Here is a 14,512-nt window from a genome sequence, read left to right as displayed (position 1 = left end):
ATCTTTTCCAGCACCTTTTAGTATATAATAGATTATATAAAGTATGAAATGAGGGAAAAAGGATGGAAGTAAAAAATACAAAAGCATATAAAATAGTTATTGATTATATAAAAGATAAAGTATTCAGAAAAGAATTAAAAACAGGAGATAAACTTCCAACGGAAAGAGAACTTGCAGAGAATTTAAAAGTATCAAGAACATCTGTAAGAGAAGCTATAAGAGCATTAGAGGTTATAGGACTTATAGAAAGCAGGCAAGGGGCTGGAAACTATATAAAAAATGATTTTGAAAAGTCCTTATTTGAGCCATTATCAGTTATGTTTATGCTTCAAGAAAGTAGTCCTAAGGATATATTTAATTTAAGAGAAATTTTAGAAATGGAATGTTGTAAGCTTGCTGTGAAAAATGTAAAAGACTATGAATTAGATAAATTAGGTGCAATTATAAGTGAGATGAAAGAAACTGATGATGAAGAAAGGAATAGTGTATTAGATAAAGAATTACATAGCTTAGTAGCAACTATAAGTGGAAATAAATTAATAATAAATGTATTAAATGTTATATCTGTATTGATAGAAGCATCTATAAAAGAATATAGAAGTCAGATAATTAATCTATTCAAAAGCAATAATGAACTTATGGAAATACATGAAGGTATATATTTAGCACTTAGAAATAGAAGTGAAGAAGAGATAGTTGATGTTATGAATAAACATTATGAACTCATAAAAAAAGCAGTTAAGATGTAATTATAGGAAAAATAGTTATAATTTTAACAATAAATTTTAAGTATATTTAAAAATTAACTATATTTTTTGCAATTATTGATAGCATATCTTTAAAAAACAAGCCTATTTAATAAAAATATTAAATAGGCTTGTTTTTTTTTAGATTTAGCTTTCATTCTGTTAAGAAAATGTTTACAATGTAAATAGAGATATTGGTAATACCAATTTTAATATTGGTGATACCAATATCGAAAGGGGGAGAAAAATGAATAGTTATTTGTTATTTGTGTTGGCACTTTTGCCGATAATTTGGCTAATGGTATCATTAGGTGTATTGAAAATACCAGGATACAAAGCAATCCCTGTAGCTTTAGTTATAACAATAGTCTTAGCAGTTTTAGTTTGGAAAGTTTCAGTACCACATGCATTAGGAGCAACATTAGAAGGTTTTGCCATGGGATTATGGCCCATAATGATAGTAATCATTGCAGCTGTATTTACCTACAATTTAACCCTTCATACAGGCGGAATGGAAACAATAAAAAAAATGATGACAGGTATTACAACAGATAAGAGAATTTTAGTTTTAATACTTGCTTGGGGGTTTGGAGGATTCCTAGAGGCAATAGCTGGATTTGGAACAGCAGTTGCTATACCAGCAAGTATAATGGTTGCCTTAGGATTTGAACCAATATTTGCTGCAGTAATATGCCTTATGGCAAATACTACGCCCACAGCATTTGGAGCTATTGGACTACCTGTATCAACATTAGCAAATGTTACAGGAATAGATGTAGCACCTCTATCATACACAGTTTCATTGCAATTATTTGTACTTATTGTGGTTGTGCCTATAGCACTTGTTATGATAACAGGAAAAAGTGTTAAGGCAATAAAAGGAGTATTAGGAATTTCATTAATATCAGGATTATCATTTGCATTACCACAAATATTCATAGCTAAATACTTAGGAGCTGAATTGCCAGCTATATTAGGATCAGTTGTTTCTATGGGAGTAACAATTCTTTGGGCAAAAATGTTCCATAAAGATAAAGCAAAAGAAGATGCAGAAAAAGTTACTTTAAAAGAAGGAATTATGGCGTGGTTACCATTTATATTAGTGTTTACATTTATATTAGTAACTTCACCTTTAATACCAGCAATAAATGGACCATTAGCATCTATAAAAACATCTGTACATTTGTATACAGGTGAAGGCGGAAAAGCATACACTTTCCAATGGCTTTCAGCACCAGGAACTTTAATTATCATAGCTACTTATATAGCTGGATTTATTCAAGGATTATCTTTTGGAGGAATTACAAAAGTTTTAGGACAAACCATAAAACAAATGAGCAAATCATTTATAACTATATTAGCTATCGTAGCACTAGCTAAGGTAATGCAGTATAGCGGAATGATTAAATCTATAGCTGTAGTTTTAGTTGCAGTTACAGGTCCGTTCTATCCAATAATATCTCCAATAATAGGTGCATTAGGAACTTTTGTAACAGGTTCTGATACATCTGCAAACGTTTTATTTGGAGGGCTTCAGGTAGAAGCAGCAAATGGATTAGGTTTAAGCCCTTATTGGCTTGCAGCAGCTAATACAGTAGGAGCAACAGCAGGAAAGATGATATCGCCACAAAGCATAGCAGTAGCAACAGCAGCTACTGGATTAAGTGGTAAAGAAGGAACTATATTAAATACAACATTAAAGTTTTGTTTAGTATATGTAATAATACTAGGAATAATAGTTTTCTTTGGAAGAGGGCTATTAGGAGTTTGATGAATCTAGGGTAAAACCTATTATAAATATATTAGTAAATGGAGGAGTTATATAATGAATATAGTTGTTTGTATTAAACAAGTGCCAGGAACATCAAAGGTAGAAGTAGATCCTGTTACTGGAGTTTTAAAAAGAGATGGAATAGACACAAAGATGAATCCTTATGACTTATATGCCTTAGAAACAGCCGTAAGACTTAAGGAAAAGTTAGGTGGTACAATAAAAGTTATTACTATGGGACCTCCTCAAGCCAAAGACGTAATAATGGAAGCTTATTCTATGGGAGCAGATGAGGGGACAATAATATCAGATAGAAAATTTGCAGGAGCTGATGTTTTAGCAACATCTTATACAATTTCTCAAGGAGTAAGAAAATTAGGTGACTTTGACTTAATACTTTGTGGTAAACAAACTACAGACGGAGATACAGCTCAAGTTGGACCTGAAATGGCGGAGTATCTAAATATACCTCATATATCTAACGTAAGAAATATAAAAGAAACTAAAGACAATGCTTTAGTTGTAGAAATGGATATGCCAAACACAATTGAAGTTGCAGAAATAAAATTCCCTTGTTTAATAACAGTAGAAAAGGATATAAATCAGCCAAGATTACCTTCCTTTAAAAAGAAAATGGCAACAAAAAATAGAGAAATTAGAATGATATCTTTAAATGATTTTGAAGATAAAGATGAAATGAAATATGGACTTAATGGATCACCAACTCAAGTTGAAAGAATTTTTCCACCAGAAGTAAATAGTCATAGAGAAATGTGGAAAGAAGATGGTGAAAAAATAGTTGAAAAGATGTCACACACTCTTAAGGAATTAAGATTTATATAGGAGGGAAAATATTATGGCAAAGTTAGTAGTTCATAACGAAAAAATTGATAATAAAGGTGAAGCAATAAAATTATGTCCTTTTGGAGCAATGGATATAGTAAATGATAATATAGAAATAAATGCAAGTTGCAAAATGTGTAGACTTTGTGTAAGAAAAGGTCCAGAAGGTGCATTTGAATATGTAGAAGGAGAAAAGAAACCTTCAGTAGATAAGAGTTTATGGAAGGGAGTAGGAGTATATGTTGACCATGTAGAAGGAGATATACATCCTGTAACTTTGGAACTTATAGGTAAAGCAAGAGAGCTTGCAGCTAAAGTTAATCAAGAAGTTTATTGTGTATTTGTAGGACATGATATAGAGGATAAAGCTGAAGAATTACTTCATTATGGAGTAGACAAGGTTTATGTATATGATAGTGAAAAGTTAAAAGAATTTAGAATTGAACCTTATACAGCTGCTTTTGAAGATTTTATAAATAAAGTAAAACCAACAGCTATATTAGTAGGTGCAACTACTGTAGGTAGAAGTTTAGCTCCTAGAATTGCAGCTAGATTTAGAACAGGACTAACAGCAGATTGTACAGTGCTAGATATAAAGGAAAATACTGATTTAGTTCAAATAAGACCAGCCTTTGGTGGAAACATTATGGCTCAAATTATTACACCTAATTCTAGACCACAGCTTGCCACTGTTAGATATAAGGTTATGTTAGCGCCTGAGAGAAGTGAAGATGTAAATGGACAAATCATAAGATGTACTATAGAAGATGAAAAATTAGCTTCAAATATAGATGTATTAGAAGTATTTAAAAAGGAAGCTGAAACTGGAATATCTGATGCTGAGGTTCTAGTAGTAGCTGGTAGAGGAGTTAAAACAGAAAAAGATTTAGCTATGGTAGAAGAACTAGCAAAATTATTAGGAGGAGAAGTTGCTGTTACAAGACCTCTTATAGAGTCAGGATGGGCAGATGCTAAGAGACAAGTAGGTTTAAGTGGAAGGACCGTTAGACCAAAACTAATCATAACCTTAGGAGTTTCTGGAGCAGTTCAGTTTACAGCAGGAATGAATAAATCAGATGTTATATTCTCAATAAATAAGGATGAAAAGGCTCCAATATTCCAAGTCGCTCACTATGGAATAGTGGGAGATATGTACGAAATAATACCACAATTAATTGAGAATATAAAGTTATCAAAGGAGGCTTAATATCATGGAATATAAAAATATTGAATTAAATGATTATGAAGCAATAAAAGCATTGATTAATGACGATGAAAGAGTTTTATATAAAGAAGCAATAGGAGAAGACTATTCTCATGATGAGCTTGGAGCAGTTAAAAAAATGCCTGATTTGGTAGTTCAAGCTGCATGTACTGAAGATGTATCAAAGGTTATGAAATACGCTTATGATAATAATATTGTAGTTACTCCTAGAGGTTCAGGAACTGGACTAGTTGGAGCAGCTGTTCCAATATACGGTGGAATAGTAATTGATTTATCAAGAATGAACAAAATTCTTGAAATAGATGAAGAAAACCTAACATTAACATTAGAACCAGGTGTACTTCTTATGGAGATAGGTAAATATGTTGAGGAATTTGACTTATTTTATCCACCAGATCCAGGTGAAAAAACAGCTACAATAGGTGGTAATATAAGCACAAATGCAGGTGGTATGAGAGCTGTTAAATACGGTGTTACAAGAGACTTTGTTAGGGGTTTAGAAGTTGTTCTACCTAATGGAGAAGTAACAAATCTTGGAGGGAAAGTAGTTAAAAATAGTTCTGGTTATGCCCTTAAAGATCTAATTATAGGAGCAGAAGGAACACTAGGAATAGTAACAAAAGCTATACTTAAGTTATTACCATTACCTAAGAAGGCTATATCACTACTTATTCCATTCCCAGATTTAGATAGAGCAATTGAAACTGTGCCTAAAATAATAAAATCGAAAACTATACCAACAGCTATAGAGTTCATGCAAAGAGCTGCAATAGTAGCGGCAGAAGAGTTTTTAGGAAAGAAATTCCCTGATTCACAATCAGATGCATATATTTTATTAACCTTCGATGGTAATTCAAAAGAAGAAATAGAAGCAAGCTATGAAAAAGTAGCTAATATTTGTTTGGAAAATGGAGCTTTAGATGTACTTATATCAGATACCGAAGAGAGACAAGAATCTATTTGGTCAGCTAGAGGAGCTTTCCTTGAAGCAATAAAAGCATCAACAACTGAAATGGATGAAGTTGACGTTGTAGTTCCAAGAAATAAGGTTGCAGAATTTATTAAATATACACATCAATTAGAAGAAAAACATGAAATAAGAATAAGAAGCTTTGGACATGCTGGAGATGGTAACTTACACATTTATATATTAAAAGATGCTTTAGATGAAGAAACTTGGAATAAAAAACTTCTTGAAGTAATGGAAGACATGTATGCAAAAGGAAGAGAATTAAAAGGACAAGTTTCAGGAGAACATGGTATAGGTTTAGCTAAGAGACCATATCTTAAAAAAGCTGTACCAGAAGAAAACTTAATTATAATGAAAGGCATAAAGAAAGCCTTTGACCCAAGCAATATTCTAAACCCTGGTAAGGTTATATAGTGATAGAAATGTAAGAGAGGGACACTGTGATGGCTATGTTAATAGTTACTCATGGTGTCCTTTTCTTGTATTATTGTAAATAGTATGTTAATTAGCGATTCTTTGTCGTTTTATGTCTAATGAGATTTTATATACTTACTTCAACTTCTTGTAACGTTGTTGGAAATAAAAGTTGGTAAAATTTGTGCAGTTGTTAAAACTCACAAACAGTCTCATCACAGAAGTTTGTATCTCTCAAAAGTTCTCCTTTATAATTTACAATTTTAAAATTTCCTTCCCTCAAATATTTCTTCCTGTAGTTATTTATTTAACTTCTTAGTTTTTAAATCTTTATAAATTAAATATAGAGATAAGCATGAGAAAATTAAAAATAATCCTAAAGATCCGTAGAAAAGTCTGGAGTCATAAATTGTGAAAGTAAAACCACCATAATAGTTAGAGAGTATATATTTATATACAAGATCATAGGTTAAATTAATCCCATGTGAACTAGTATATTCATAAGTATCATTAGGAGTATGAATGTTAGAATAATCCTCAAAGCCTAAAGTAACTCCATCTATACCTAAAGAGTTAAAAGGGGCATGATCTGAAACATCTTCAAATTTTTTAACATAGTAGATTTTATCATTTTCTAAAATATTTGATAAGTCTTCTATAAGTTTAGAATTACGCACATACTTACCTGAAAAAATTGATAAAGAAGTATCCTTAGTTGAAGCCACCATATCAAAATTTATTAATTTGGAGTCCTTAATAGAATCTAAATTGTTTGTAGCGAAATCTTGAGAACCTAGTAAACCAAATTCCTCTCCGTTTAAGGCTAAAATAATTATATCTCTATCAGGTTTAGGTAAAGAAGCAAGATTTTTAGATAATTCTAATAAAAAAGAAATTCCTGAGGCGTTATCTAAAGCACCTGAATATAGGTTTCCACCTAAATCAATTCCTAAGTGATCAAAGTGAGCAGATAATATAAGAGGAGGTAAGGAGGAATCTCTTCCTTTAATTTTCCCAACTATATTTGGTATATTTGTATCAACAACTTCCATAGGTATGAAGCAATCTAGCGTATAATCCTCTCCAAGTTTATCTAAGATTTCATCGTAGACCTCTTTAGTGATAGAAATATACATGCTACAAGGTGAGTTATATAAAAATGAACTTCTAAAATCACTAGAATTGTCAGAAACATATAACATAAAGGAACCTTGAGAATTTTGAATTACTATACTTTGAGTAAAAATATATAGTTTGCTATCCCTAAACTTTTCACCAAAGGAGAAGGTATTTTCCTTAAAATTCAATAAATCTTCTTTAAAATCTACACCATATTTAAACTCCTTATATACATTTCCACCAGGGGATTTAAGGATTAAACTTGGCGAACCATTTATAAGCTTAGGTGCTTTAACTTTAAACATTTCTCTATAAGCATCATTATAGCTATCAATAGAATTATTCTTAAGTTCATTTATTATATATTCTGAGGTTTTAATATTTCCCTCACTTCCAGCAAGCCGTCCTTCGTATATAGAAGAAGAGAGCTCTTTTATATTATTTAATACATTATCAGTATCAAAAGGTTTGTATGTAAGTTTAAAATAGAGTGAAATTGAAAATAATGTTAAGAAAAGGAGACTTATAAAAGCCAAAATATATTTTTTCATGTTAAACCCCTTATGTAAAAACTATATAAATACATATGATATTTAACCAAAATCTATGACAAGGGGAAACTTGATTATATGAGGATTATTATTATAATAATATATGGAGTAAATTTTTAGGAGGAGAAAATGAATAACATTAATGAAGTATTAAGTAAAGAATTAAATATAAGTTTAAAGCAGGTAGAAAGTGTAATAGAACTAATAGATGGAGGAAACACTGTACCTTTTATAGCTAGATATAGAAAAGAAGTTACTGGTGGGTTAACGGATGAAGTTTTAAGAAAATTTTCTGAAAGGTTAACTTATTTAAGGAATCTTAATGAAAGAAAAGAAAATGTAATAAGAATTATAGAAGAAACAGGAAATTTAACTGAAGAAATAAAAGAAAAAGTATTAAAAGCAGAAACTCAATCAGAAGTTGAAGATATATATAGACCTTTTAAGCCAAAGAAAAGGACCAGAGCTACAATAGCTTTAGAAAAAGGTCTAAAGCTATTAGCTGACCTTATATTCTCAGGAGAATTTAAAGGGGATATACTAGATAAGTCAAAAGAGTTTATTGATGAAGAAAAAGCTGTTTTAAATGAAGAAGAAGCATTAGCAGGGGCTATGGATATAGTAGCAGAACAAATTTCGGACAATGCGGATTATAGAAAATGGCTTAGAGAATTCTTATTTAAAGAGGGGGTACTTGAAACAAAAGGGGGTTCAGAAGAACCAACTCCTTATGAAATGTATTATGACTATTCAGAGCCTGTAAGATTTTTACCTTCACATAGAATATTAGCTATAAATAGAGGAGAAAAAGAGAAAATATTAAATGTAAAAGTAGTAGCTAATGAAGAAAAAATAATTACTTATCTAAAAAATAGAATACTTAAAGGTAATAGTGAAACAGATAAGTATTTAGAAGAAGCCATAAAAGATTCCTTAAAAAGACTTATATATCCTTCTATTGAAAGAGAAATAAGAAGTGAGCTAACAGAAAAGGGAGAAGAGGGAGCTATAAGAATATTCAATGAAAATCTTAAATCCCTACTTATGCAATCCCCTATAAAAGGTAAAGTAGTTATGGGATATGACCCAGGCTTTAGAACAGGATGTAAAGTAGCTGTTTTAGATGATACGGGTAAATTTTTAGAGAAGGCTACAGTTTATCCAACAGTACCTAAAAAGGATATAAAAGGAACTATAAAGGTTTTAAAAGAGTTAATAAATAAATATGGTGTTGACGTAATATCATTAGGAAATGGTACAGCATCTAGAGAATCAGAAGAAGTGCTTGCAGAAATGATTACTGAAATCAAAAAAGAAACAGGCAGAGATGTATACTACTGCATAGTTTCAGAAGCAGGAGCATCAGTTTATTCTGCGTCAGAACTTGCTCAAAAGGAATACCCTGATTTAGATGTAACAATAAGAGGTGCTATATCAATAGGAAGAAGACTTCAAGACCCTCTAGCAGAACTTGTTAAGATAGACACTAAATCCATTGGAGTAGGTCAATACCAACATGATGTAGCAGTTAAAAAACTTGATGAATCTCTAAAAGGAGTAGTAGAAGATTGCGTAAATAAGGTTGGCGTAGACTTAAATGTTGCGACACCATCTTTACTTAGTTATATATCAGGAATAAATACCTCTATTGCAGCTAATATAGTAGCATATAGAGAAGAAAATGGAAAATTCAAAAATAGAAAAGAACTTTTAAAGGTTAAAAGATTAGGACAAAAAGCATATGAGCAGTGTGCAGGTTTCTTAAGAGTAATGGAAAGCAGCGAGCCTCTAGATAATACAGCTGTACATCCAGAGTCATACGTAACAGCTAACAATCTTATAAAAGAATTAGGATATTCGAAAGGTGAACTTAAAAAAGCTTCTTTAACAGATATTGAAGGAAGAGTTCAAGAAATAGGAATAAAAGAACTTGCAGCAAGACTTAATGTAGGAGAACCTACATTAAAAGATATAGTAGGTGAACTTAAGAAACCAGGAAGAGATCCAAGAGAGGAACTTCCAAAGCCTATATTTAAATCAGGAGTAATTGATTTAAAAGATTTAAAACCTGGAATGGAATTAATGGGAACTGTTAGAAATGTATCAGACTTTGGAGCTTTTGTAGATATAGGAGTTCACCAAGATGGATTAGTTCATAAATCTCAAATGGCTAATAGAAGAGTAAATCACCCCCTAGACATAGTTAAATTAGGAGATATAATTAAAGTTAAGATTATAGAGGTTGATGAAAAAAGAAAAAGAATATCCCTGTCCATGAAGGATGTTTCACAAGAATAAAAAATATCTTGTCAAAAATTAAACTTGGATATATAATAAAGACAAGAAGAAAAAAATTAAATTATCTTCAGGGCGGGGCGTAATTCCCCACCGGCGGTATAGCCCGCGAGCTAAGTTTTTTAGCATGATTCGGTGAAACTCCGAGGCCGACAGTATAGTCTGGATGAAAGAAGGTAGTAATTAGGATTACTTAGTTATTATGCCCTGAATCTCATGATTCAGGGCTTTTGTTATTTTTTATTATCCTAATATTGCCCAGGAAGATATATCTTTAGGAGGCGTATTATAAATGAACGATTCAAGATTAAACAAACAAATTAGGATTGCACTATTATCAGGAATAGCTTTTGTACTAATGTATTTTGATTTTCCGCTACCATTTTTTCCACCATTTTTGAAAATTGATGTATCTGATATTCCAGCTTTAATAGGAGCTTTTTCTCTAGGACCAGTAGCAGGTATAGTTATAGAACTTATTAAAAATATTCTTTATACCTTAATTAAAGGATCATCTTCAATGTTTATAGGAGAGTTCGCGAACTTTGCTATAGGAGCTACTTGGGTGTTTGTAGCAGGATTTATATATAATAGAAATAGAACTTTCAAGACAGCAATAATAGGTTTAGTTTCATCAGTATTAGCAATGACTGTAATGGCAGTATTATTAAACTACTTTGTATTACTACCTATGTATGTTAATGTTTTTAAAGTTGATTTAGGTGGAAGCATAGGAAGTTTTATTGCGGTAGCAACAGTACCATTTAACATTTTAAAAGGAGCCATTTCATCAACTGCAACAGTATTACTATATAAACCAGTAATTGCAGTAATAAATAGACAGTCTATAAGAACAGTAAAATATTAGATTAAAAATAAAAAACCTCGGATATTCCGGGGTTTTTATATTTGCTCTAATGTTAGGACATTTATCTTTTCCACATTATAAGAGCATCTTCTTTATTATCTTCATAGTAGTTTTTTCTAATTCCTTCTTCAGAAAAACCTAATTTTTTGTATAACCACTGAGCAGGAAGATTAGATACTCTTACCTCTAAAGTTATTTCCTTTGCACCTCTAGCATAAGCCTTATCTAAAAGCGCATTTAATAAAGTTTCACCTATACCTTTGCATCTATAATCTGGATGAACCGCTATATTAGTAATATGAGCTTCTTCTAATATCACCCATATACCTCCATAAGCTATTACTCTGTTGTCCATAATAACAACTAAATAAGAAGCTAATTTATTTTTTAGCTCTCTCTTAAAAGAATCATAGCTCCAAGGAATGGGAAATGAAAAAATAGAAATCTCACATATATCAACAAGATGTTCAGAAGTCATGTCTACAATTGTGAATTGTTTAGAATTAAATTCATCCATTACTCTAATCCTAATTTCCTTTCATACTCTCTTTCAGCTTGGGATTTCCTTAAATAAAGAGGTATTGAATTATTAATATCATCTTTTTCACCATTTAAAAGTCTAGCAAGACCTAATTCTCCTAAAGAAGAAGCCCTTGTATAATTAAGATGAAGAGGAGGGAAAACCGCTTCCTTTTTTAAATCCTTAAGCTCCACCTTATATTTTATTGTTCCATCACCTATAAAAAGAACCTGTTCATTATATTCATTTAATATTTCAGAAAGTTCTTTAAGAGAAATATTAAGGTAATCAGAAAGCCTTGTAAGCTTACCATCTATATTCTTATATAAAGCTGTATAGACATTACCTCTTAAAGCATCCATAACAGGACATATAATACCAGTAAAGTTAAATACGTTATAAGCTAAGCCATCTAGGTTTGAAATAGAAACAAAAGGCTTATTTATACCTAATGACATACCTTTTATGGTGGCAAGACCTATTCTAAGTCCAGTAAAGGAACCAGGACCTTCAGAAATAACAAAACCATCTATATCCTTTATCTTTAAATTATTATTTTTAAGTAAAGTTTCAATCATAGGTAAAAGTAATACAGAATGTTGCTTTTGATAATTTAAATTATATTCACCTAAAACTCCATTTTCATTTAAAAGTGCAACAGTTGCAACAGCTGTTGAAGAATCTACACTTAATATATTCATAGTTTTAACTCCTTTATGTACGAATAACCTTCCCCATAAGGTCTGATAGATATTTTTCTATACTCATCTCCTAAGTGCGGAAGTTTTTTAATGCTTATGTGGACAAAATCTTCTGGAATGATATCCTCTATGTAGTTAGCCCATTCAATTAGACTCACGCCATTACCAAAAATATATTCATCAAAACCTATAGCCATAATTTCATCAGAATCATTTACTCTATAAACATCAAAGTGGTAAAGCGGAAGTCGTCCGCTATTATATTCATTAACAATTGTAAAGGTTGGGGAAGTAATATGCTCAGATATACCTAGACCCTTAGCAAATCCTTTAGAAATATGGGTCTTACCCGTTCCTAAATCACCAGTTAAACAAAATACATCACCAGCCTTAGCTAATTCACCTAGCATATAGCCAATGTGCATAGTTTTTTCTACAGAATCAACAATAAATTCCATAAGTAAACTCCTTTTCTTTAAAGTATCTTCTTACTATTCTATCCAACTTCGTAAAAAAAGAAAAGAAGTAAAGAGTGAAATAATTAAGAATTTATTAAATGTTAGGAATATCCTTTGAATATAATAATACTATGTAATACAATAAGAAATGTAAGTAAATAAGTCGGAGGAAAATTATGAAAAAGATTACCTTTGGGATGTTAATTATAAATCTTATAGCATTTATAGTTTTATCCATATATCCAAAGATGACTTTATCTAGTAAAGCAAATGAGTCTAATAAGATTAGAGAACCTTTTTTTAATATAATGACATCTAATAAGTCAGTGTATTTAATGGTTAATGAGCTAGTTAAAGATAAACATAACGTAGAATATTTGGCGAAAGACCAAGAAGAAATAAAAAGCTTTACTTTTGATGAAGATGTGATAAACAATATTTCCAATATGGATTTATTTATATATACAGGCAAAAATTTTGAACCTTGGGCTACTGATTTAATATCAGAATTAAAAAAAGATAAGGTATCAGTTGTAGATATTTCAAGAGGGACTAAGGTATTAACTATCGAAGGTGGAAATGAAAATCCATATTATTGGATGGACTTTGAAAACTATAAGATAGCTTTATTTAATATTAAAAATGAGCTCCAAGCTTATGACCCTAACAATAAAGAATACTATGAGACTAATTATAATGATGTTATAAAGGGATTTGAAGAAGCATATCTAGATAAGCTAACTGTACTTAAGAATTTAGAAAGTGCAGACTTCTATTATGCCGACTATTCTTTAGAGTACTTTGGCAAATATATAAACAGTAAAGTACAAGCGTTAGATAATAATAAGCTAGATAAACTTATAAAATCTAAAGCTCATAATAAGATAGTGTTATATAGTGATGATAAACAAATTGATAAATATAGAGAAACTCTAGAGTTAAATAATGTTCACTTAATAAAAGTGAAGTATTATAGTGAAGATAAGGATTACGTTCATACTTTAGAAGAGGCTATAGATGAGCTATTTAAAAGTTTAAACCTAACTTTAGGCACTAAAAAGCTAGAATGAAAAAATATTTGATAAATATGTTGCAAATAAATTGGGATTATGATATTATAACTATTGTGTCTTAGGGGTATGGCTCAACGGTAGAGTAGTGGTCTCCAAAACCATTGGTTGTGGGTTCAAATCCTACTGCCCCTGCCATATATGTCCAGCAGAATTATTCTGTTGGATTTTTTGTTTTATATAAAGAATAGGAACATAAATTTAAAATAATAAAAACAAAAAAAGCTGGATGAAAATCCAGCTTGTTTATTTTTCTATCTTATTCATTTTTAATTTCATATATTCTACTATAAGCTCGTCTAAGTATTGGCTTAACTGAAGGCGAGGAGCTTCCTCGTCGCAAGTAACGCTAATTTCGTTAAGGGTATCTCTAACTTCTGATATATACTTATCTAGCTCAAATAGATTTTTTTCTATTTTATCCATATCCATATACACCTCCATGGGTATGCATAGTTGTATTAAAGCGAGTTATTATTACCAAAGACTCCATTAACAGTTGTATCATTTAGTTTATCCACTATACTTTTAAAGTTAGGCAATTTATTAGACATATCTCTATTTAAACTTTTAAATATTTCCACAATATAAATGCTATCATCTATATTTATTGGACATGATAGTATAAGTAAAACCTCTTTACCTTTATTCTCTAATTTCGCGAAAAGATTATTGTTAGTAAGAGCTTTGCTGCAAACACAATTTTTGCATGGAGATTCATTTTCAAAATGCTTGTAGCAAGGTATATTAGAGTATTCCAATGAATCTGAATCAAAGACTAATTTATTTATGGGGTCAACAATTCTTATATAATCATAAAAGCCTTCTATAATGGACAGTTTTTTAAAAATTTCTTTTAAAATGTTCATATAAACAATCGAGCCTCCATAAGATAATAAATAGTACTATAATAATATTATATATGTAAACTCATTGATTTACAATATATCCTAAAAATATA

General features: G+C 30.6%; 14 protein-coding genes, 1 tRNA gene and 1 riboswitch. Of the genes, 9 read left to right on the top strand and 6 right to left on the bottom strand.

The genetic code is table 11. The features are described 5' to 3' along the window. Nucleotides 1–62: 62 nt before the first annotated feature. From P8F83_RS14090 to P8F83_RS14070, 5 genes are all read left to right on the top strand, one after another. Nucleotides 63–749, top strand: a complete 687-nt coding sequence (locus P8F83_RS14090) for a FadR/GntR family transcriptional regulator (protein ID WP_315114771.1) — start codon at nucleotides 63–65, stop codon at nucleotides 747–749. A gap of 244 nt (nucleotides 750–993) precedes the next feature. Beyond that, nucleotides 994–2,517, top strand: coding sequence for an L-lactate permease (locus P8F83_RS14085; RefSeq protein ID WP_326511650.1), 1,524 nt, complete (start codon nucleotides 994–996; stop codon nucleotides 2,515–2,517). Between the two features lie 54 nt (nucleotides 2,518–2,571). Next, complete coding sequence (locus tag P8F83_RS14080; RefSeq protein ID WP_073022614.1) at nucleotides 2,572–3,360, top strand: electron transfer flavoprotein subunit beta/FixA family protein; 789 nt, start codon at nucleotides 2,572–2,574, stop codon at nucleotides 3,358–3,360. Between the two features lie 13 nt (nucleotides 3,361–3,373). Then, on the top strand, nucleotides 3,374–4,567 hold the full coding sequence (locus P8F83_RS14075) for an electron transfer flavoprotein subunit alpha/FixB family protein (RefSeq protein ID WP_315114767.1): 1,194 nt from the start codon (nucleotides 3,374–3,376) through the stop codon (nucleotides 4,565–4,567). 4 nt (nucleotides 4,568–4,571) lie between these two features. Then, entirely contained in the window at nucleotides 4,572–5,969 is a 1,398-nt protein-coding gene (locus P8F83_RS14070; protein ID WP_073022612.1) for an FAD-binding oxidoreductase, read from the top strand. Between the two features lie 299 nt (nucleotides 5,970–6,268). Here the strand turns inward: P8F83_RS14070 and P8F83_RS14065 are convergent, their stop codons facing one another. Continuing rightward, nucleotides 6,269–7,639, bottom strand: coding sequence for a M28 family metallopeptidase (locus P8F83_RS14065; RefSeq protein WP_326511649.1), 1,371 nt, complete (start codon nucleotides 7,637–7,639; stop codon nucleotides 6,269–6,271). Between the two features lie 129 nt (nucleotides 7,640–7,768). Between P8F83_RS14065 and P8F83_RS14060 the strand changes: the two genes are divergently transcribed. Together P8F83_RS14060 and P8F83_RS14055 are read left to right on the top strand one after the other, a co-directional pair. Continuing rightward, entirely contained in the window at nucleotides 7,769–9,937 is a 2,169-nt protein-coding gene (locus tag P8F83_RS14060; protein WP_326511648.1) for a Tex family protein, read from the top strand. Nucleotides 9,938–9,996: 59 nt separating this feature from the next. Further along, nucleotides 9,997–10,116: riboswitch (FMN riboswitch) on the top strand. 110 nt (nucleotides 10,117–10,226) lie between these two features. Next, a complete protein-coding gene (locus tag P8F83_RS14055) occupies nucleotides 10,227–10,802 on the top strand; it encodes an ECF transporter S component (protein WP_073022608.1) in 576 nt (191 codons plus the stop codon). Between the two features lie 61 nt (nucleotides 10,803–10,863). On the opposite strand, the gene rimI is transcribed toward P8F83_RS14055, so the two are convergent. Genes rimI through tsaE form a run of 3 tightly spaced genes read right to left on the bottom strand, consistent with a single transcriptional unit; the run spans nucleotide 10,864 to nucleotide 12,481 of the window. After that, nucleotides 10,864–11,319, bottom strand: a complete 456-nt coding sequence (gene rimI / locus P8F83_RS14050) for a ribosomal protein S18-alanine N-acetyltransferase (protein ID WP_238906605.1) — start codon at nucleotides 11,317–11,319, stop codon at nucleotides 10,864–10,866. Next, a complete protein-coding gene (gene tsaB, locus P8F83_RS14045) occupies nucleotides 11,319–12,023 on the bottom strand; it encodes a tRNA (adenosine(37)-N6)-threonylcarbamoyltransferase complex dimerization subunit type 1 TsaB (RefSeq protein WP_326511647.1) in 705 nt (234 codons plus the stop codon). The genes rimI and tsaB overlap by 1 nt, the downstream gene beginning before the upstream one ends. Beyond that, nucleotides 12,020–12,481 carry a tRNA (adenosine(37)-N6)-threonylcarbamoyltransferase complex ATPase subunit type 1 TsaE gene (gene tsaE / locus P8F83_RS14040; protein ID WP_326511646.1) on the bottom strand — a complete coding sequence of 154 codons (462 nt, stop codon included), beginning with the start codon at nucleotides 12,479–12,481 and terminating at the stop codon, nucleotides 12,020–12,022. The genes tsaB and tsaE overlap by 4 nt, the downstream gene beginning before the upstream one ends. Before the next feature lie 176 nt (nucleotides 12,482–12,657). Between tsaE and P8F83_RS14035 the strand changes: the two genes are divergently transcribed. Together P8F83_RS14035 and P8F83_RS14030 are read left to right on the top strand one after the other, a co-directional pair. Continuing rightward, nucleotides 12,658–13,551 carry a metal ABC transporter substrate-binding protein gene (locus tag P8F83_RS14035; RefSeq protein WP_326511645.1) on the top strand — a complete coding sequence of 298 codons (894 nt, stop codon included), beginning with the start codon at nucleotides 12,658–12,660 and terminating at the stop codon, nucleotides 13,549–13,551. 63 nt (nucleotides 13,552–13,614) lie between these two features. Then, nucleotides 13,615–13,689: transfer RNA gene (locus P8F83_RS14030), tRNA-Trp, on the top strand. A 108-nt stretch (nucleotides 13,690–13,797) separates the two neighbouring features. Here the strand turns inward: P8F83_RS14030 and P8F83_RS14025 are convergent. Beyond that, nucleotides 13,798–13,983, bottom strand: a complete 186-nt coding sequence (locus P8F83_RS14025; protein ID WP_021800516.1) for a Spo0E family sporulation regulatory protein-aspartic acid phosphatase — start codon at nucleotides 13,981–13,983, stop codon at nucleotides 13,798–13,800. Between the two features lie 29 nt (nucleotides 13,984–14,012). Continuing rightward, nucleotides 14,013–14,420, bottom strand: a complete 408-nt coding sequence (locus tag P8F83_RS14020) for a hypothetical protein (RefSeq protein WP_021800517.1) — start codon at nucleotides 14,418–14,420, stop codon at nucleotides 14,013–14,015. Between the last annotated feature and the right edge of the window lie 92 nt (nucleotides 14,421–14,512).

Source organism: Clostridium intestinale (genome assembly GCF_035905475.1).
GTDB lineage: Bacteria > Bacillota > Clostridia > Clostridiales > Clostridiaceae > Clostridium_T > Clostridium_T intestinale.
This window is presented reverse-complemented; position numbering and strand designations above follow the sequence as displayed.

Excerpts from the sequence above, each read along its gene's own strand:
- P8F83_RS14080 (WP_073022614.1), top strand. The coding sequence starts at position 2,572 with ATGAATATAGTTGTTTGTATTAAACAAGTGCCAGGAACATCAAAGGTA.
- P8F83_RS14090 (WP_315114771.1), top strand. The coding sequence starts at position 63 with ATGGAAGTAAAAAATACAAAAGCATATAAAATAGTTATTGATTATATA.
- P8F83_RS14060 (WP_326511648.1), top strand. The coding sequence starts at position 7,769 with ATGAATAACATTAATGAAGTATTAAGTAAAGAATTAAATATAAGTTTA.
- P8F83_RS14065 (WP_326511649.1), bottom strand. The coding sequence starts at position 7,639 with ATGAAAAAATATATTTTGGCTTTTATAAGTCTCCTTTTCTTAACATTA.
- P8F83_RS14075 (WP_315114767.1), top strand. The coding sequence starts at position 3,374 with ATGGCAAAGTTAGTAGTTCATAACGAAAAAATTGATAATAAAGGTGAA.
- P8F83_RS14025 (WP_021800516.1), bottom strand. The coding sequence starts at position 13,983 with ATGGATATGGATAAAATAGAAAAAAATCTATTTGAGCTAGATAAGTAT.
- tsaE (WP_326511646.1), bottom strand. The coding sequence starts at position 12,481 with ATGGAATTTATTGTTGATTCTGTAGAAAAAACTATGCACATTGGCTAT.
- P8F83_RS14085 (WP_326511650.1), top strand. The coding sequence starts at position 994 with ATGAATAGTTATTTGTTATTTGTGTTGGCACTTTTGCCGATAATTTGG.
- P8F83_RS14055 (WP_073022608.1), top strand. The coding sequence starts at position 10,227 with ATGAACGATTCAAGATTAAACAAACAAATTAGGATTGCACTATTATCA.
- rimI (WP_238906605.1), bottom strand. The coding sequence starts at position 11,319 with ATGGATGAATTTAATTCTAAACAATTCACAATTGTAGACATGACTTCT.
- P8F83_RS14070 (WP_073022612.1), top strand. The coding sequence starts at position 4,572 with ATGGAATATAAAAATATTGAATTAAATGATTATGAAGCAATAAAAGCA.
- P8F83_RS14020 (WP_021800517.1), bottom strand. The coding sequence starts at position 14,420 with ATGAACATTTTAAAAGAAATTTTTAAAAAACTGTCCATTATAGAAGGC.
- P8F83_RS14035 (WP_326511645.1), top strand. The coding sequence starts at position 12,658 with ATGAAAAAGATTACCTTTGGGATGTTAATTATAAATCTTATAGCATTT.
- tsaB (WP_326511647.1), bottom strand. The coding sequence starts at position 12,023 with ATGAATATATTAAGTGTAGATTCTTCAACAGCTGTTGCAACTGTTGCA.